The following is a 16,836-nucleotide window of genomic DNA, read 5'->3' on the forward strand; positions in this document are numbered from 1 at the left end:
CTGCGGTGAAGCGCCACATGGGAGCGATGGTCAAATCCAAGCTCCCCCAGGGACTCCCGACGCGCCAGCAGGTGCTCGATTTCATCGCGCAGAGTGCCGAGCCTGCTGGCAAGCGCGAGATCGCCAAGGCTTTCGGGCTCAAGGGGGCGGAGAAGATCGCGCTCAAGGCCCTGCTCAAGGACATGGCTGACGAAGGGCTGATCGACGGCAACCGCAGCGCGTTCCATGCCATGGGTGGGGTGCCCAAGGTGACGGTGCTGCGCATCGTCGAGATCGACGAGGGCGATGTCTACGCCGTGCCGGACAACTGGCAGCCGGACGATGCGAGCCCGCCGCCGCGCCTGCGCATCGTTGAGCCCAAGGGCCGGGCGCGCACCCGCGAGGCCGCCCTAAAGCCCGGTGATCGCGTGCTGGCGCGGACCGAGGAAGCGGGTGCGAGCTGGGTCGCGCATCCGATGAAGAAGCTGGCGCTGCGCGAAGAGCAGCTGCTGGGCGTGATCGAGCTGGATGGCACGGGCAAGGGCTGGCTGGCGCCGGTCGACAAGCGCGTGCGCAATTCGGTGCCGGTGTCCGATTTGGGCGGCGCGGAAGCCGGGCAGCTTGTGCTGGCAGAGCCGGCGGGCAAGAGCCCGCGCGCGGGAATGAAGGTTACCGCCGTGCTGGGCGACCCACTGGCGCCGCGCGCGTTCAGCCTGATCGCGATCCACAAGCACGGCATCCCGTTCAGCTTTGCGCCCGAAGCGGTGGCCGAAGCCGAACGCGCCGCAAGGCTGCCGTTGAGCGAGGACAAGCGCGAGGACCTGCGCGCGCTGCCGATCGTGGCCATCGACCCGGCCGATGCGCGCGACCACGACGACGCAATCTGGGCCGAACCCGACGGTGCCGGCGGCTTCCGCGCAGTGGTCGCCATTGCCGACGTTTCGTTCTATGTGCGGCCGGGTGGACAGCTTGACCGCGAAGCGCGCAAGCGGGGCAATTCGGTCTACTTCCCCGACCGGGTGGTGCCGATGCTGCCCGAAGTGCTTTCTGCCGATGTCTGCTCGCTGAAGTCGGGGCAGACCCGCGCGGCGATGGCGTGCCACATGACCATCGACGCGCAGGGGCGCATCACCGACTGGCGCTTCACCCGCGCGCTGGTGAACATCGCCGAAGTGATCGCTTACGAAGAAGCGCAGCGCCGCATCGATGCGGGCGAGGCCGCGCCGCATCTCGTCCATCTGTGGGAAGCCTGGCGCCTGCTGGAAAAGGCGCGCGACGCGCGCGATCCGCTCGCGCTCGAATTGCCCGAACGGCGCGTCGTGCTCGACGAACAGGGTCGCATTGCCGAAGTCGCGGTGCGCGAACGCCTCGATGCCCACCGCGTGGTCGAAGACTTCATGATCGCAGCCAACGTCGCTGCCGCAAAGGCACTGGAAGCCAAGGTCGCACCGGTGGTCTATCGCATCCACGAACCGCCGAGCCGGGAGAAGCTGGTTGCGCTCAAGGACTATCTCGCGACGTTCGGGCGCAAGCTGGCGCTGGGGCAGGTGATCACGCCGTCGCTGTTCAACCGCATGCTCAAGGACGTGACCGACGAGGCGGAAAAGGCGCTGGTGATGGAGGCGGTGCTGCGCAGCCAGACGCAGGCCTATTACGGCCCGCGCAACGCTGGGCACTTCGGGCTGTCGCTGGGCTCATACGCCCACTTCACCTCGCCGATCCGGCGTTATTCAGACCTTCTGGTCCACCGTGCGCTGGTCGATGCCTATGGCCTGGAGCAGCCGCGACCGCAGGCGGATGTGCCGCCGACATCGGGCCTTGCCGACCGTGACCGCGCCGATCTGACCCGCGTGTCCGAGGCGATCAGCGTGGCCGAGCGGCGCGCGATGGAAGCCGAGCGCGAGACGATCGATCGCTATGTCGCGGCATGGCTTTCGGCGCGGGTGGGCGAGGTGTTCGACACGCGCATCACCGGCGTGCAGAAATTCGGCCTGTTCGCCACGATCGTGGGGCTGGGCGGGGATGGTCTTGTCCCCGTGTCCACGTTGGGGGCAGAGCGCTTCGCCTATGACGAGAAGGCGCAGCGGCTGATCGGGGAGCAGAGCGGCGAGCAGTTCGCCATCGGCATGATGCTCAAGCTGCGGCTGGCCGAGGCAAACCCGCTGACCGGCGCGCTGAAATTCGAGCCCGTGGACGTGGAAGAAGGCGTGCGCCGGATCGAACGGCGCGGTGGCCGGATAGAGGCCAAGCCGAAGAAGCAGGGTAACTATATCGCCGGAAAGCGTGGGCGCCCCGGCAATATCCGGCACCAGGGAAAGCGTCGCTAGATCCGGCCGGGCCGCGGTTACGAAACCGCGTCGATCCGGCTTTCGTCGGCGGCACCTGGCACGATCATCAGCACGCAGGGCAGCTGGCCCGCGTGCGCTGCAAAGTGGGCCACGAGCTGTCCGGGCCCGCCCTCTGCTGCGGCGCCGAGGACCAGTGCGGATACTTCGGGATGTGCCTTAAGGAAATCCCGCACCACCTGCGGGCCATCGCCCTGCTGCACGGTGATCGTGGGCATGAGGCCGGATTCGGCGGCGAGGCCACCGGCTGCGGTCGTCGCCAGGACTTCGGCGCGGTCGCGCGCTTCCTGTTCGATGGTTGCCTGCACGCTGCCGAATGCGACGAATTCCTGCGGAGGGATCAACGCCAGGATATGCACCGCGCCATTGGTGCGAGCAGCGCGACGAGCGGCAAAACGGAGTGCGTTCTGCGCCTCGGGCGTTTCGTCCATGATGACGAGGTAGACGCGTTGCTGCGCCATCGGGCTCTCCACGAGGCTTGACCTGCTCCAGTTCTTATGACCATCGGCCTAATTCGTATGCGGGGCAAGTGGCAATGGGGTTGACCCTGCGCGCTGTGGTGGCGAAATGCCGCAACCGGAAGTCGTAGCGGCATCGCGCCCTTGCGACCCCACGCGACACCCGAAGATACCCAGAACGGAACAGAACCCGCCATGACCGTCTCGATAAAGATGCCCGCGCTGTCCCCGACGATGGAAGAGGGCACGATTGCCCGTTGGCTGGTCAAGGTGGGAGATACGGTTTCTTCCGGCGACATCCTCGCGGAGATCGAGACCGACAAGGCGACGATGGAGTTTGAAGCGGTCGACGAAGGCACCGTTGTCTCCATCGACGTTGCCGAAGGGACCGAAGGCGTGAAGGTCGGCACCGTGATCGCCACCATCGCGGGCGAGGATGACGATGCTGCACCGGCTCCGGCAGCGAAGGTTGAAGCGGCGCCTGCTCCTGCGGCCAAGCCAGAGGCTGCACCGGCACCGGCACCGGCCGCAGCGGCGCCCGCACCGGTCGCTGCGCCGGCCGCTGCTGCAGCAGCGCCTGCGCCCAAGGGTGATCGCGTGATCGCATCGCCGCTTGCCAAGCGGATCGCGGCCGACAAGGGGCTCGACCTCAGTGCGATCAAGGGCAGCGGTCCCAATGGCCGCATCGTCAAGGCGGACGTCAGTGATGCCAAGCCTGCGGCTGCCGCTCCGGCTGCAGCAGCGCCCGCAGCAGCAGCGCCAGCCCCGGCCGCGGCGACCGCACCGGCCCCTGCAGCTGCGTCGATCCCCGACTTCGGCATTCCCTACGAGGCGACCAAGCTCAACAACGTGCGCAAGACGATCGCGCGCCGCCTGACCGAGGCCAAGCAGACGATCCCGCACATCTACCTCACGGTCGATATCCGGCTCGATGCGCTGCTGAAGCTGCGCGGCGAGCTCAACAAGGCGCTCGAGCCGCAGGGCGTGAAGCTTTCGGTCAACGACCTGATCATCAAGGCGCTGGCCAAGGCGTTGCTGATGGTGCCCAAGTGCAACGTCAGCTTTGCCGGCGATGAACTGCGGACGTACTCGCGCGCCGATATCTCGGTCGCCGTTGCCGCGCCTTCGGGCCTGATCACGCCGATCATCGTCGATGCCGGATCGAAGTCGATCTCGACCATCGCCACCGAGATGAAGACCCTTGCGGGCAAGGCACGAGAAGGCAAGCTGCAGCCGCACGAATACCAGGGCGGCACGGCGAGCCTGTCCAACCTCGGCATGTTCGGTATCAAGCAGTTCGACGCGGTGATCAATCCGCCGCAAGCGATGATCCTGGCGGTTGGCGCTGGCGAGCAGCGCCCCCATGTCGTGGATGGCGCCCTTGCCGTCGCCACGGTGATGAGCGTGACCGGCAGCTTCGACCACCGTGCCATCGATGGCGCGGACGGTGCCGAACTGATGCAGGCGATCAAGACGCTGATCGAGAACCCGCTCGGCCTGCTGGCCTGAGACTGTCACTTTGAGGAGCGGGCGATTGCTTCGCCCGCCGCTAGATCATGGGCCGACAAAGAGGGCCTGAAGGAGCATTCGCGTGGCTGACCAATACGACGTCATCGTTCTCGGTTCGGGCCCCGGTGGCTATGTCGCGGCGATCCGCTGCGCGCAGCTGGGCCTCAAGACCGCGATCGTGGAGCGCGAAAACCTGGGTGGCATCTGCCTGAACTGGGGTTGCATCCCGACCAAGGCGCTGCTGCGCTCGGCCGAAGTCTATCACCAGATGAAGCACGCGGCGGCCTATGGCCTTGCCGCAGACAACATCCGCGCCGACATCGACGCGGTGGTGAAGCGTTCGCGCGGCGTGGCCAAGCAGCTCAATCAGGGCGTCACGCACCTGATGAAGAAGAACAAGATCGCCGTTCACATGGGTAGCGGCACACTCAAGAGCGCCAACACGCTCGAAGTGAAGGGCGACGCTGACGGGAAGGGGGGCACCGAAACGCTGACCGCCAAGCACATTATCGTGGCGACCGGCGCGCGTGCACGCGACCTGCCGTTCGCAAAGGCCGATGGCGAGCGCATCTGGACCTATCGCCATGCGATGACGCCGAAGGAAATGCCGAGCAAGCTGCTGGTCATCGGATCGGGCGCGATCGGCATTGAGTTCGCCAGCTTCTACAACGACATGGGCGCCGAAGTGACCGTGGTCGAAATGATGGACCGCGTGGTGCCGGTGGAAGACGCCGATGTTTCGGCCTTCCTGGAAAAGGCGCTGAAGAAGCAGGGGATGACCGTGCTGACCGGCGCGGGCGTCGAAAGCATCGACGTTTCGGGCAAAGGCGTGAAGGCCAAGATCAAGGGCAAGGACGGGAAGGTCACCGAAGCCGACTACAGCCATGTGATAGTGGCCGTGGGCATCGTGCCCAACACCGAGAACATCGGCCTGGAAACGGTCGGCGTGAAGGCCGAGCGGGGTATCATCGCGATCGACGGCTATGGCCGCACCAACGTCAAGGGCGTCTGGGCGATCGGCGATGTGACGCCGGGGCCGTGGTTGGCGCACAAGGCGAGCCACGAGGGGGTGATCGCCGCCGAAGCCATCGCGGCGGAACTGGGCAACAAGGATGTGCACCCGCATCCGATGGACCGCGCCAACATCCCGGGCTGCACGTATTGCCACCCGCAGATTGCCAGCGTCGGCCTTACCGAGGCGAAGGCCAAGGAAGCGGGTTATGCGGTGAAGGTGGGCACGTTCCCGTTCATCGGCAATGGCAAAGCGATCGCGCTCGGCGAAAGCGAAGGCTTCGTGAAGACGGTGTTCGACGAAAAGACCGGCGAGTTGCTCGGCGCACACATGATCGGTGCGGAAGTGACCGAAATGATCCAGGGCTTCGTCGTGGGCAAGACGCTGGAAACCACCGAAGCCGAACTGATGCACACGGTGTTCCCGCACCCGACGATCAGTGAATCTATGCATGAAAGCGTGCTCGCCGCCTATGGTCGTGCGCTGCACATCTGATTGCGTCCATTATTGCGGTAAACCGCTGAACTGAAACGGAACTGTCGTCTCCATGGGGCATTGATGGCCCAAGGAGACGATGTCCGTGGAATACGAGATCGAAGAACCGATCAATCCGCGCTCTTGGCAGGATGAGCAGGACAGCGCGCGCAGCGAACGCGCACCGTTGCTGCGCTGGAAACCCGTGCAGCAAAAACGCGCCATGCTCATCCCGGAGAGCGAGGAGGCCTAGTCGCCTAGGCTCACAGATGCGAGATAAACGGCGTGCTGCGCGGCAAAGGCCCGCTGAAAGGCGGGCCGCGCTTCTGCACGCGCGATGTACTGCATCAAATTTGCGTGAGGTTCGAGAAGATCGTGCCCGCGCAAACGGATCATCACCGACACCAGCATCAGATCGCCCGCGCTGAATTCCCCATCTATCCAGGGATTTTCGCCCAACCTCGCGGCGAGTGCGGCAAGACGGTGATGGATACGTTCCCTGATCAAAGGGAGACGTTCCTCGGTCCAATCGTTCTGTCCTTCAAGCAGCACCGCGGTCTGAAGCTCCAGGATCGGCGGCTCGACGGTGCTGACCGCCGCAAACATCCAGTTGATCGCGCGGGCGCGGGATACGGGATCAAATGGAAGAAGGCCCGGCGTCGTCTCCGCGAGATGGAGAATGATCGCGCCCGATTCAAACAAGGTTACGCCATCGGTTTCAAGCGTAGGGATCTGGCCGAACGGATTGCGCGCAAGGTGCGGCGGCTCGCGCAGGTCGGTGAAGTCCAGAAGCTGCACTTCGTAGGGGACACCAAGCTCTTCCAAAGCCCAGCGGACGCGCATGTCGCGGGCAAGCCCGCGGCCACGGTCGGGCGAGGCCCTGAATGCAGTGATCACGGGGGGCACGCAGAAATCTCCCGAGCGATGATGATATGGCCGAGAGTGCGCGGTCGGGGCGGCGACGACAACGCCTTTCCACATGGGTGTCGGCACGCTAGGGCGAGCCCATGCCTTCCACCCATGATGTCATCGTGCTCGGCGCGGGCGCCGCAGGGCTGTTCTGCGCGGCAACCGCAGGCGCGCGCGGCCGCCGCGTCACCGTGATCGATCATGCGGACGAGGTGGGCAAGAAGATCCTGATTTCGGGCGGAGGCCGGTGCAACTTTACCAATCTGCACACCGCTCCGGACCGCTACCTTTCCGAAAACGCACACTTTGCCCGCTCTGCGCTGGCACGCTACACGCCCGCCGATTTCCTGACTCTCGTCGAGCGGTACGGCATAGCCTGGCACGAAAAGACGCTGGGCCAGCTGTTTTGTGATGGCTCCGCACGCCAGATCGTTGCCATGCTGGTGGAGGAGTGTCGCGCCAGTGCGGTCGAAATCCGGACAGGTAGCGGCATCTCGAAGGTGCACCACGCCGACGGCCTGTTCCATGTGAGCACGTCAGCGGGCCCTGCGCTTGCAGCCCCCAAGCTGGTGATCGCCACAGGCGGTCCATCGATTCCCAAGATGGGCGCAACCGGATTCGCCTATGACCTGGCGCGGCAGTTCGGGCTCAAGGTCGTGCAACCGCGTCCGGCGCTGGTGCCGCTGACGCTCGCCGGGGAAGACGCGCTGTTTCGCGAGCTGTCGGGCGTATCCGCCCCCGTGCTGGCGAGGGCGGGGAAAGCGGCTTTTCGCGAGGCAGCGCTGTTTACCCACCGCGGACTTTCGGGGCCGGCCATCCTTCAGGTGTCGTCCTACTGGCGTCATGGCGAGCCGATCCTGATCGACTTCCTGCCCGACGCGCCGGCCGATTGGCTGCTGTCGGCCAAGCGCGAGCGTCCGCGCAGCACGCTGCGCCGTGCCTTGTCGGAGGCGCTGCCCGACCGGCTGGCCGGCGCGCTGGGCGAGGCCATCGGCGTGAACCAAGAACTGGGTGCCGTTCAGGACAAGACCTTGCGCGCGGCGCAGGAGCGGCTGGCGCGATGGCGCTTCATGCCCAACGGCAGCGAAGGTTTCGCCAAGGCCGAGGTTACCGCCGGTGGAATTAGCACGGCAGAACTTTCGTCCCAGACGATGGAGGCCCGAAAGGTGCCGGGGCTGTTCGCCATCGGCGAGGCTGTCGACGTTACGGGCTGGCTTGGCGGCTACAACTTCCAGTGGGCCTGGGCCTCGGCCCATGCTGCGGGGCAGGCGATTTAAGCTGTCGCCGATTTGCGCAGCATAGGCAGGAACCGCCTGAGCCCATCGACGCTTCAACCTCAAAAGGTGCGCGCAGCCGCGCCGCGAGCAGGGGAGAGCGACGATGACTTCTGCAACCAGAATCGTGCCGGCAGCCATCGCTGCAAGGCTGGCGTACACGTCGTTGCGTACAGGGATCGGCTGGATGCGATTTGCGCAGTGGGATGCCGTGTTCGTTCACCTTGTTCTTGGGGCGGCCCTCGGGAGCGCTTCGATCAGGCTCGCCGGGCGACGCTAGCCGTCGACTGCCGGTTCATGTGCTAGCTATCGGCGCTTGAGTTCCTGCGCGGTAACCAACCGCGTCCAGGCATCGAGCAGCAGCTTTTCGCTGGTCCCGCGATCCGCGTGGGCGACGCCATAATCGCGCAAGCACAGCATGAAGAGGTCATCGAACATGATGTCCTTGTTGCGCTTGGCGCAGAACGCGCGGGGTGAGTATGGGGTAAAGTCGTGAAAACCATCCGCCGTGGTGAAATAGACGGGGCCATCCGGGTTTGTCAGGCGCAGGTCGGCGATCGACTGCACCTCGACCTGGTTCACGACGATCTTTTCCGCACGCATGGCAGCGTCCAGTGGGTTGGCTGTATTGTTGACCTTTTCGTCCGCGCCCGGAACGTCCCGCTCGACCTTGCTGCCCGGCGCCCTGATCCGCTTCAGCAATGCGGTGGGGCCGTTGCGAAGCACGAAGATCGGCCGCTTGTTTTCAGCACTCTGCCTTGCCTGCGCAAGCTCGGCCTCGAACACCGATTGCCGTACGCCGCCGTCGTAGTACGTGCGCTTCTTCCCGCCGGTGCCCGGGTCGGCGATCTGGACCTGCTGGTAGAACAGCGGCATGGCCGCGCTGGCGAGGCCGATACCGGCAAGGCACTGCTGGGCGTTGCGCACCGAGGTCGGGGAAATGCCCTTTCTGACGGCATCGGCCGTGAACAGATCCTGGGCGATGCGCGTGGCATTGGCCATCATGAATTCACCATCGTCGGCCCGCACCATCCCAACGAACACGTTCCGTGACAGCGCGGGCGGCGCGGGAAGGCCGGGCACTTTCGTGCCGCCGGACCGGGCAAGCCGCGCGATCATCGGGCAGGTAGCAGCAACAGCTTCCGGGCTGAGCGACTGGCCCGCTTTCAGCGACTGGGCGAGCAACGCGCGCGAACAGAGCGCGTGTTCGAGACGGACTCTGAGGCGGGCGATGGCGGCCATTTCGCCGGTGACCGCCGCCAGCATGGTGGGTCGATAGCGCCGAACGAGATGAGCTTCGCTGGGCGGTGCATAGACGGCTGAAAGTGCGCGGAAGTCTTCGTCCCCACCCGCTCCGACGAACAGGGCCTGGAAGGCACCGGTGCTGACCCCGGTCACCGTGCCGAAGTGGTAGTTCCGGTCAAACCCCTTGGCGTGCAGCCGCGAGAGGAAGCCTGCGCCGTATGCTCCCCACTGACCGCCACCCGAAAGCAGCAGGTCCGCCGAAATCGGCTGGTTCGGCGTTGTGAAAGACCAGCTTTCGGCAAAGGCATGCGCGTTGACGGCGGCCTTTTCGACCGCCTTGGCTTCCTGTTCCGATTGCTGCAACGCCTGCTCCAGCGTCAGCACCGGGGCCTTGCCGTCTTCGACAGGAGCACCCCCCTGGATCGGTGCGATCGCTTCGACGGGGGCCATCATCTCCGCCAATCCGGCAGGGGGGCGGGGCAATCCGCCGGGCCGCGCCTGGCCGCGGATCTGCCGGACATAGGCCGATTGCGGTTGTGGCTGGGCGTAGCCCTTATCGCCTTCCAGGCCCCTGCATTCGAACGCGATCGGACCGGTGGTGCTGCACCCTGCGGCGAACAGCGACAGAGCGAGGGGGAAGACGCGGCGGATCATTCCACAACCCCGTATTGCTTGACGGCGGGGTTCCAGAAGATCGATCGCCCGAAATCGTCGAGCAGCGTTTCGCGAGCCTTGCGCCAGCGCATCAGCGGTGATGCCGGGTCGCTGACCGGGCCGTAGTCTGCATGCACCTTCGCGCTATCCAGATCGCCGAGCTTGCCCCAGTGCATCGAAAACGCAACGCCGGCACCATCAAGCGCGGCACGCACGGCTCTGGCCCCCGCGGGCAGCACCGTGGCAAGCTGCCTGAGGCCGGCGACGGCCGGTGGGGGCAGCGGATGGCCCGAAGCATCGGGATGGGCTGCGGCCTTGTTGCAGATGAAGGGGGACAGTCCATCGATTTCGATCACTGCCGTTTCCGGAAAGCGGGTGAAGGCCAGCGTGCCGCTCGCGTGGCTGACGAAACGAACGGTGAAGACAAACGTCCCGGGAAGTGGCGCAACGGCGGCACAGATCGCTTCGATTGCCCTGCGCAACTGGCTGCGATCGATCGCGAAGGACGCATTGTAGAGCGAGCCGGGGACGCCACCGGTCAAGGCATCGCTATCGTGCAATTGGCCCCAGCTTTGCGGCGGCCAGAGTTTGCCCGCTGCACCGAAGCTGCCGGTGTCGCGATAGAAATCGAATGCGCTTGGATGGTTGTCCAGCAGGGCGCGGATCAGGTCTTCGACCGGGTCGGACGCCGCAACAGCATCTTGGGCTGCAATCCGGGAGGCTGCTTCGCTCGGTCCATGGGCGAAAAGGCTCGACGCCATCTTCACCACGGCTTCGCCCGCGATCGGCGCCCGTTCGGCACTGCACTGCTCGGCTTGGTGCGCGGGCGTAGGTTCAAGATAGAGCGTATGCAGTGCGTGAGGGCCGTACGGAGCGTGCGGATCGATCGTGAGCTCATAGAAGACCGGCCGCTCGGTTCGACCGAGATCGCGGGCCAGCGCCTCGAAGTCTCCACGGGCGATGGTGTCCAGCACATCCTCTTTCAGGGGCCGGTCGATGCGAAAGCGCTGGTAACGGGCAAGCGGGGCAAGCTCGATGGCGACGCCGGCAACGATGCCCATGGCGCCGAGGTGCACGAGCGCGGCTTCGAACAGGGCGGTATCCCGGCGTACTTCAGGTGGCGTGCCGCCATCGGCCAGGGCTGCTATGCCGGCGTCGGAAAGTACCGGCGCACCATCCCGCTCGATCCACCAGTGCTTGTCCGGTCCCGCCACCAGATGGATGCCGACGATCATGTCTTGCGTTCCGCCGAAGCCGAGGCGCGAGCCATGGGTCGCGGTTGCTGCCGCGCCGGCGACGGTCGGGCCGAGAAAGCTGCCGCTCGTCGGCAAGCTCAGCCCCTTCGGCTCGGCCCAATCGACCAGCTCGCGCCCGCGCGTGCCGCCCCCTGCGATTACCAGTCGATCCGCAGGATAGGGGCTCGCCGAATTGCGATGCGAGGTCGGAAGAAGCCCGACGAACGAGAGGCCGCCGCACATCAATTGCGACATAGGCGCGCCGATGAGGGGGGCGAAACTCCACGCCGTTCCGACCATGCCGGCCGCGAATGGAACCCCGGGCTGGTGGGGTACGCCGGGAACGAACACCGGGTTGGCGATGCGCTCTGCGATGTGGGCAAGATAACCTTGCAGGACCGGCGCGATGTGGCCGAGCCGTTCGAGCGGGCCAAGTCCGTCGATGTCGGCGAGGTGTATGCGTGCCAACTCTACGATGCCGGGTGGCAAGTCCCCATTGGCGAAGTCTGTCGCCCCGATGTCTGCGACATCCGGGCGAGTCACAGTCATGTGGTAGTTCGACCACCACGCAAAGGATTCATAGGAAATATTCGGCACGCAAAGCCCCCCCTCTTCGCGCGCCATGGTGTTGAATGCGGAAGCAGTGGTCAAATCCGAATTAAAGCCCCATCAGCGTGTAATTGTGGAGAACTTCGCAACGCTGACCACCAGCGCATTGTCTAGACGGCCCAGAAGCCTTTCCTAGTCGACTGGCTGACGCGAGTTGCGGACCAGCGCCGAGATTTCATCGAGCAGCGCAAGACGTTGTTTCTTCAAGTCTTCCAGCAGAACTTGCGACAGAGGTTCGACACCGATTTCAGCGTGATAGATGCGTGCATCGATTTCGGAATGTGCCCGGTTGAGGCGTTCGAAGTGCGGGCTTTCGCTTTTCAGTTTCCTGAGAATGGCCTCGTCGTTTGGAAATTCATTGTGGAGCTGTTTCGATAGGTGAATCATCTTGGTTCTCCGGCCGGCTTGGGATGTGCTTGCCGCCCTTGGGGATGCGCTCCGCAGATGCAGCCTGCATTGTCCCCGATCAAAGGCGGCCATGCGCGGTGTGTGCGGTGCGATATGCTGGCTTTGCCCCGCAATAGGCGCTAAATTGCAGTCTTGATGGGGGAAACTGGTTCAGCAGCTGACGACGCGACAGTCACAGGCGGTTCCCCCGGTTCCGTTTTCGTCAGCTATTCCCGGCCGGATCGCGCGCGAGCGGCCCAAGTCGTCGCGCTGCTGGAAGGCGCTGGCTGCAAGGTGTGGTGGGATGGCCAGCTGGAGGGCGGACAGGCCTTCCTGCCGGAGATCGAAGCGGCCCTGACCTCCGCCGACGCGGTGGTCGTCCTCTGGTCGGCGACGGCTGTAGCATCGCACTGGGTCCGCGACGAAGCCGAACAGGGCCGGGTGCGAGGTTGTCTCGTTCCGTTGGGGCTGGATGGTACCGAACCGCCGCTGGGCTTCCGGCAGGTACAGGTCATCGATATCGCACGCTGGCGCGGCCGTGCCGACGATGCAGAGGCGCTGGCGATCCTGCGCGCGGTATTTGCGCGCTTCGGAGCCGAGGTTCCGGCGATACCGCGGCGGGTGCCGAAGCGTTCACGGCGCAATGTGCTGATCGGGGCGGGCGCGGCGACACTGGCCGCTGGCATCGGTGGTGTCGGATTTGCGGTGTCCAGGGGACTGCTGCGGCTGCCCGGTAGCGTGGGTGAGAATTCGGTTGCGGTGATGCCGTTCCAGAATCTCTCTCCGGACCGGTCACAGGCATGGTTTTCGGACGGATTGTCGGAAGAGGTGCGGGCCGTTCTGGCGCGCAACCCACGGCTTCACGTCGCGGCTCCTGCCTCGTCCGTCAGCCTGCGCGATGCGGGGGACGACGTCATGGCCGTTTCGTCGAAGCTGGGTGTTGCCAACGTGCTTCGGGGCAGCGTGCAGCGGTCGGGCGATGCAGTGCGTATCACGGCCGAGCTGGTCAGAGGCAGCGACGCGATGGTGCGGTGGGCGGAACGCTTCGATCGCAAGCTTTCCGACGTATTTGCACTCCAGACGGAAATCGCCGAGACGGTTGCCGTCGCTCTCGTCGCAGAAGTGGCGGGGGATGACGTGGCGCGCCAAAGCGCTGTGGCGCAGCGTGACATCGGCGGGACCAGCGATGTCGCCGCGCACGACGCATATTTGCGCGGGCGCGCCTATTTCGAGCTTTCGGCGGGGGAAGAAACGGATCGCGCGGCGCTTGCGCAATTTGAAGCCGCGATCAGCCGCGACGGCAACTACGCGCAGTCGCACGCCATGCGTTCGACCATGCTGGCCGCGATTGCCAACGAGACGGGCGATTCTGGGGCCGTGCGAGGGCTTTATGCATCGGCCATCGAGGCTGCGCAGCGCGCGATCGCTTTGGCGCCGGAACTTGCGCAGGGGCATCTGGCGCTAGGCTATGCGCTCAACAACGGCGAACTCGCCACGGCGGCGGCCTTGCCCCATTATCGCCGGGCGCGGGACCTTGCGATCGGCGACGCGGACGTCCTCCGATCAGCCGCGACCTACTTCGCGTTTGCCGGGGACAATGCAACGGCGGCACCCCTAGCGGCCAAGGCCATCCGCCTCGACCCTCTAAACGCACGGGTGTTCCGCACGGCCGGATACGTTGCCTATGCCGCGCGCGATTTCGGCGACGCCATGCGGCAAATGCGCAAGGCCATCGAGCTCAACAATCGCATCGCGACCGCACACTTTTCGATCGGCAACGTGCTGTTGGCAAAGGGGGACGCGAAAGCGGCGCTCGAGGAATACCGGCAGGAAGCCACGCCGCTGTTCGCGCTCGCCGGTTCGGCGATCGCCAGAGCGCGGCTTGGAGACCAGGCGGGCGCGAAGCGCGACTTTGACAAGCTGGTGGCCGACTTTGGCAACAACGGTCTGTACCAGCAGGCGCAGGTGCTGGCCCAGTGGAACGACGTGCCAACGGCGCTGGATCGTCTGCGCAAAGCGCGCGAGGTGCGCGATGCGGGGCTGCTGCTCGCTCCCACCGACTGGATGCTCGATCCCTTGCGCAAAGAGGGCGATTTTGGGCGCTTGCTAACCGGGCTTACAGCGCGATAGCTTCGATGCCGCCACTTTCGGCAAAAGGGGGAATCTGCATGAAGAAGATTGCACTTGTTCTGGCCTGTGCGGGATCGCTTGCTCTTGCCGGATGTGGCCAAGGTGACGACAAGCCGGCCGCTACCGACACTGCGACTGCCTCGGCCGAAGCTACCGACGATGCAAGCGCTGCGCCCTCGGACGATCCGGCCGTCGACGCGGCGGCTTCGGAAGGTGCCTCTGATACCGGGAACCCGGTTCCGCCGAAGTCGAACTGAATTTACGTCGGCTGGACCTGCAGGATCAGCGGTTGCCCGGGGCATCGATGGTCTTGCGGATCCAGTCCGCAAACTTGGCGACGCGCGTGTAGCGGCTGGCAACGCCGCCCACGCCGCAGACGCCCTTGCTTACCACCGCAATGAGCGTTGGAACCTTGCGGTCTGACGCCATTCGGCCGTTTCCAAGGACTGACACGGGGTCGTATGAAACGAGCGGCCCGCCACTGTCTCCATAGCAGGCTTGCTGGCCGTTCGAGCCGAAGGCGCAGAGCACCGAATCCCTCCGCTGACTATCCGTCAGCTTGGTCTGGTCGGTACAGGCGTCAAGGCTGGCGAGCTGGAGGGGAGCCTGATTGAGCTTTAGCGAGCCAGCGCTGTCTTCGGGCTTGGTCCAGCCCCAGCCGAAGACCCTGACATTGTCCCCTTGTTCGATCTTGCGTTCATCGATGCTTTCCGGATCCAGTCGGATCGTCCGCATTTCGCCCGGGACGCCAATCACTTCGGGATGAAGGTCATCTATCCTGAGCAGCGCAATGTCATAAGCGACGCGCCGTTGTTCTGGTCCTTGCTTCAGGAAATTGGGGTGGGGAATCGCTTGCAGGATGCGATATCGCTGCCCGCCGGGCTTCGAGATATCGTTTGTGCCCAGACGCACCTTGTACCCTGACGTGGTGATGTCGATGGCGCCATTCTTGTCCAGATGATCGCTCAGGCAGTGTGCCGCCGTCAGGATCCAGCCCTTTGCGATCAGGCTCCCCCCGCACAGCACCCTGTCTCCACCTGCAAAGGTGCGGCCGGCAACCTTCTCAGGGCGCTCCACCAACGCCTGCCAAGGCGCGCCGCCGCGTGGCACTGCAATGCCGTTGACGACCCCCAGACATCGGCGGCCATCGTCCGCAGAGTAGGTACGGTCCTCGATCTGGACTTCGAAACGACCGCAATAGGGATGTCTTGCCTGATAGTCGGAGATCACGTCTTCGTTGGTGCCGAAAGTTACGTCGGCGGCGAGAGGCGCAAGGGTCGGGTTGTCGATCTGAAACTGGCTGGCGCTGATGCAGGCGTCGCCATAGTCCAGGCGACAAGCCTTGCCGTAAAGCGCAAGCGCCGCGCCAGGATCGCGTTCCGTACCTTCGCCCCGTGCCGAGAGATCGCCCGCAAGTTTGCAGGACAGGCCATCGAATGCGCATCCGTACTGGTAAAGGCGGAGCCGCCGGGCTGCGGGGATTTGACTTTCTAACTCCTTGGAGGACGCCAGAAGCCGGGCAGCGGCGACGCACCACAGGATCCCGTCCGGTCCACATATCCTTTCATACGCAAGCACGGCCTGCGCGGGATCGTAGAATGGCGAGTCAGGCTTCTCCGCCATTTCTCCGACCGACTGGCACGCGAATTCCGAGGTGCCGTCCTGACACTGCTTCAACCGGTCGGGATAATTGCGCACGTCACTGGCGAGGATGCACAAGTCCTGGTTGATCTTGCACGCATCGTCATAAAAGTCGGCTGCACTGCGGGCTGCCGGGGCTGTGATCCTGTTCGTAAGGATGGTCCGCCCGGTATCTACACAGGACTGCGCATCGCCTTGGGCACAGCCATTGGCCAGCGTGGATTGCGCCATTTCGGCATCCGGGGCGCCGAGGGAGGTGCCAAGCGCCAGATTGCCCAAGGCGCCGCAGAAGCCAGGCTCCGCCCTTCGGCAGCCTTGTATCAACAATTCACGCGCCTGGGCCGGCTCGGCCTTGGTCCCATTGCCGGTGGCAAGCAGGCTTGCCCAGGTCAGGCATGACCCGCGATCTCCGCGGCGGCAGGTTTGATAGGCGAGGGCAGCAGCTCGCGGAGGGTCGGCTCCAATGCCGGTTCCATCGATCAACGCGCGGGCAAAGAGGCCGCACTGTTCCAATATGCCAAGATTGCACGCCTGTTCTCGCGCCAATGTCACCAAAGTGGCACTGTTCGGGGGGGCGTCCTTTTCCCCAAAGCTGCCGCCGTTTTCCATCGAGCCGAGTTCGATGACCCTGATGCAATCGCGCCCGCGCCCAAGGTTGCAGGCCTTGAAATAAAGCGCGCTGGCAGCACCGGGCGAGTAAAGTTCATGGCCGAGCCTGAGCTGGGCCTTGTTTTCGAAGCGTCGCGCAAGATATTCGCAATCGTCGGCGTCGCCCGCGCGGCAGCCGCTGTCATCAGGCTTCAGCACCGTTACCGATCGCCGGATGGTCGGGCCGTCTTCGCCGCCGATCCTGAGCGATCGCAAGATCACGATCTTGTGGTCCGGACCCCGCGCGAAAGCCGGCGCCTGCCCAAGCAGGCTTGTCACGATCAAGGCGGCAAGCAAGACGGTGGCGCGAACGCTCATGAAGAGCTC

13 protein-coding genes are annotated in these 16,836 nt (G+C 64.8%); 7 read left to right on the forward strand and 6 right to left on the reverse strand.

What is annotated here, in order from left to right; genetic code table 11:
* Nucleotides 1–26 precede the first annotated feature (26 nt).
* Nucleotides 27–2,306 carry a VacB/RNase II family 3'-5' exoribonuclease gene (locus AACH40_RS06280; protein WP_338645942.1) on the forward strand — a complete coding sequence of 760 codons (2,280 nt, stop codon included), beginning with the start codon at nucleotides 27–29 and terminating at the stop codon, nucleotides 2,304–2,306.
* Between the two features lie 17 nt (nucleotides 2,307–2,323).
* On the opposite strand, the gene AACH40_RS06285 is transcribed toward AACH40_RS06280, so the two are convergent.
* A complete protein-coding gene (locus AACH40_RS06285) occupies nucleotides 2,324–2,785 on the reverse strand; it encodes a universal stress protein (protein WP_338644841.1) in 462 nt (153 codons plus the stop codon).
* Between the two features lie 192 nt (nucleotides 2,786–2,977).
* On the opposite strand from AACH40_RS06285, the gene AACH40_RS06290 reads away from it, so the two are divergent.
* The 3 genes from AACH40_RS06290 (at nucleotide 2,978) to AACH40_RS06300 (ending at nucleotide 6,030) form a co-directional block, all read left to right on the forward strand.
* A complete protein-coding gene (locus AACH40_RS06290) occupies nucleotides 2,978–4,291 on the forward strand; it encodes a pyruvate dehydrogenase complex dihydrolipoamide acetyltransferase (protein ID WP_338644843.1) in 1,314 nt (437 codons plus the stop codon).
* 82 nt (nucleotides 4,292–4,373) lie between these two features.
* A complete protein-coding gene (lpdA, locus tag AACH40_RS06295) occupies nucleotides 4,374–5,798 on the forward strand; it encodes a dihydrolipoyl dehydrogenase (RefSeq protein WP_338644845.1) in 1,425 nt (474 codons plus the stop codon).
* 85 nt (nucleotides 5,799–5,883) lie between these two features.
* The gene (locus AACH40_RS06300) at nucleotides 5,884–6,030 is read left to right on the forward strand and encodes a hypothetical protein (RefSeq protein WP_169492711.1); all 147 of its coding nucleotides are present in this window, start codon (nucleotides 5,884–5,886) and stop codon (nucleotides 6,028–6,030) included.
* Here AACH40_RS06300 and AACH40_RS06305 read toward each other — a convergent pair.
* On the reverse strand, nucleotides 6,027–6,683 hold the full coding sequence (locus AACH40_RS06305; RefSeq protein WP_338644847.1) for a glutathione S-transferase family protein: 657 nt from the start codon (nucleotides 6,681–6,683) through the stop codon (nucleotides 6,027–6,029). The genes AACH40_RS06300 and AACH40_RS06305 overlap by 4 nt on opposite strands.
* 101 nt (nucleotides 6,684–6,784) lie before the next feature.
* Between AACH40_RS06305 and AACH40_RS06310 the strand changes: the two genes are divergently transcribed.
* Nucleotides 6,785–7,963: an NAD(P)/FAD-dependent oxidoreductase gene (locus AACH40_RS06310; RefSeq protein ID WP_338644849.1), complete on the forward strand. Its 1,179-nt coding sequence runs from the start codon at nucleotides 6,785–6,787 to the stop codon at nucleotides 7,961–7,963.
* A 303-nt stretch (nucleotides 7,964–8,266) separates the two neighbouring features.
* On the opposite strand, the gene AACH40_RS06315 is transcribed toward AACH40_RS06310, so the two are convergent.
* From AACH40_RS06315 to AACH40_RS06325, 3 genes are all read right to left on the reverse strand, one after another.
* Entirely contained in the window at nucleotides 8,267–9,859 is a 1,593-nt protein-coding gene (locus AACH40_RS06315; RefSeq protein WP_338644851.1) for a patatin-like phospholipase family protein, read from the reverse strand.
* The gene (locus AACH40_RS06320) at nucleotides 9,856–11,718 is read right to left on the reverse strand and encodes an FAD-binding protein (RefSeq protein ID WP_338644853.1); all 1,863 of its coding nucleotides are present in this window, start codon (nucleotides 11,716–11,718) and stop codon (nucleotides 9,856–9,858) included. Before AACH40_RS06320 ends, AACH40_RS06315 begins: the two co-directional genes overlap by 4 nt.
* A gap of 117 nt (nucleotides 11,719–11,835) precedes the next feature.
* Nucleotides 11,836–12,090, reverse strand: a complete 255-nt coding sequence (locus AACH40_RS06325) for a YdcH family protein (RefSeq protein WP_338644855.1) — start codon at nucleotides 12,088–12,090, stop codon at nucleotides 11,836–11,838.
* Between the two features lie 156 nt (nucleotides 12,091–12,246).
* Between AACH40_RS06325 and AACH40_RS06330 the strand changes: the two genes are divergently transcribed.
* Both AACH40_RS06330 and AACH40_RS06335 read left to right on the forward strand, forming a co-directional pair.
* On the forward strand, nucleotides 12,247–14,220 hold the full coding sequence (locus tag AACH40_RS06330) for a TIR domain-containing protein (protein ID WP_338644857.1): 1,974 nt from the start codon (nucleotides 12,247–12,249) through the stop codon (nucleotides 14,218–14,220).
* A gap of 38 nt (nucleotides 14,221–14,258) precedes the next feature.
* A complete protein-coding gene (locus AACH40_RS06335) occupies nucleotides 14,259–14,477 on the forward strand; it encodes a hypothetical protein (protein ID WP_169492718.1) in 219 nt (72 codons plus the stop codon).
* Nucleotides 14,478–14,502: 25 nt separating this feature from the next.
* On the opposite strand, the gene AACH40_RS06340 is transcribed toward AACH40_RS06335, so the two are convergent.
* On the reverse strand, nucleotides 14,503–16,827 hold the full coding sequence (locus tag AACH40_RS06340) for a trypsin-like serine protease (protein ID WP_338644860.1): 2,325 nt from the start codon (nucleotides 16,825–16,827) through the stop codon (nucleotides 14,503–14,505).
* Nucleotides 16,828–16,836 lie beyond the last annotated feature (9 nt).

The organism is Novosphingobium olei, from assembly GCF_037076535.1.
Lineage (GTDB): Bacteria > Pseudomonadota > Alphaproteobacteria > Sphingomonadales > Sphingomonadaceae > Novosphingobium > Novosphingobium olei.

Excerpts from the sequence above, each read along its gene's own strand:
- AACH40_RS06280 (WP_338645942.1), top strand. The coding sequence starts at position 27 with ATGGTCAAATCCAAGCTCCCCCAGGGACTCCCGACGCGCCAGCAGGTG.
- AACH40_RS06285 (WP_338644841.1), bottom strand. The coding sequence starts at position 2,785 with ATGGCGCAGCAACGCGTCTACCTCGTCATCATGGACGAAACGCCCGAG.
- AACH40_RS06290 (WP_338644843.1), top strand. The coding sequence starts at position 2,978 with ATGACCGTCTCGATAAAGATGCCCGCGCTGTCCCCGACGATGGAAGAG.
- AACH40_RS06310 (WP_338644849.1), top strand. The coding sequence starts at position 6,785 with ATGCCTTCCACCCATGATGTCATCGTGCTCGGCGCGGGCGCCGCAGGG.
- AACH40_RS06315 (WP_338644851.1), bottom strand. The coding sequence starts at position 9,859 with ATGATCCGCCGCGTCTTCCCCCTCGCTCTGTCGCTGTTCGCCGCAGGG.
- AACH40_RS06320 (WP_338644853.1), bottom strand. The coding sequence starts at position 11,718 with ATGGCGCGCGAAGAGGGGGGGCTTTGCGTGCCGAATATTTCCTATGAA.
- AACH40_RS06325 (WP_338644855.1), bottom strand. The coding sequence starts at position 12,090 with ATGATTCACCTATCGAAACAGCTCCACAATGAATTTCCAAACGACGAG.
- AACH40_RS06330 (WP_338644857.1), top strand. The coding sequence starts at position 12,247 with ATGGGGGAAACTGGTTCAGCAGCTGACGACGCGACAGTCACAGGCGGT.
- AACH40_RS06335 (WP_169492718.1), top strand. The coding sequence starts at position 14,259 with ATGAAGAAGATTGCACTTGTTCTGGCCTGTGCGGGATCGCTTGCTCTT.
- AACH40_RS06340 (WP_338644860.1), bottom strand. The coding sequence starts at position 16,827 with ATGAGCGTTCGCGCCACCGTCTTGCTTGCCGCCTTGATCGTGACAAGC.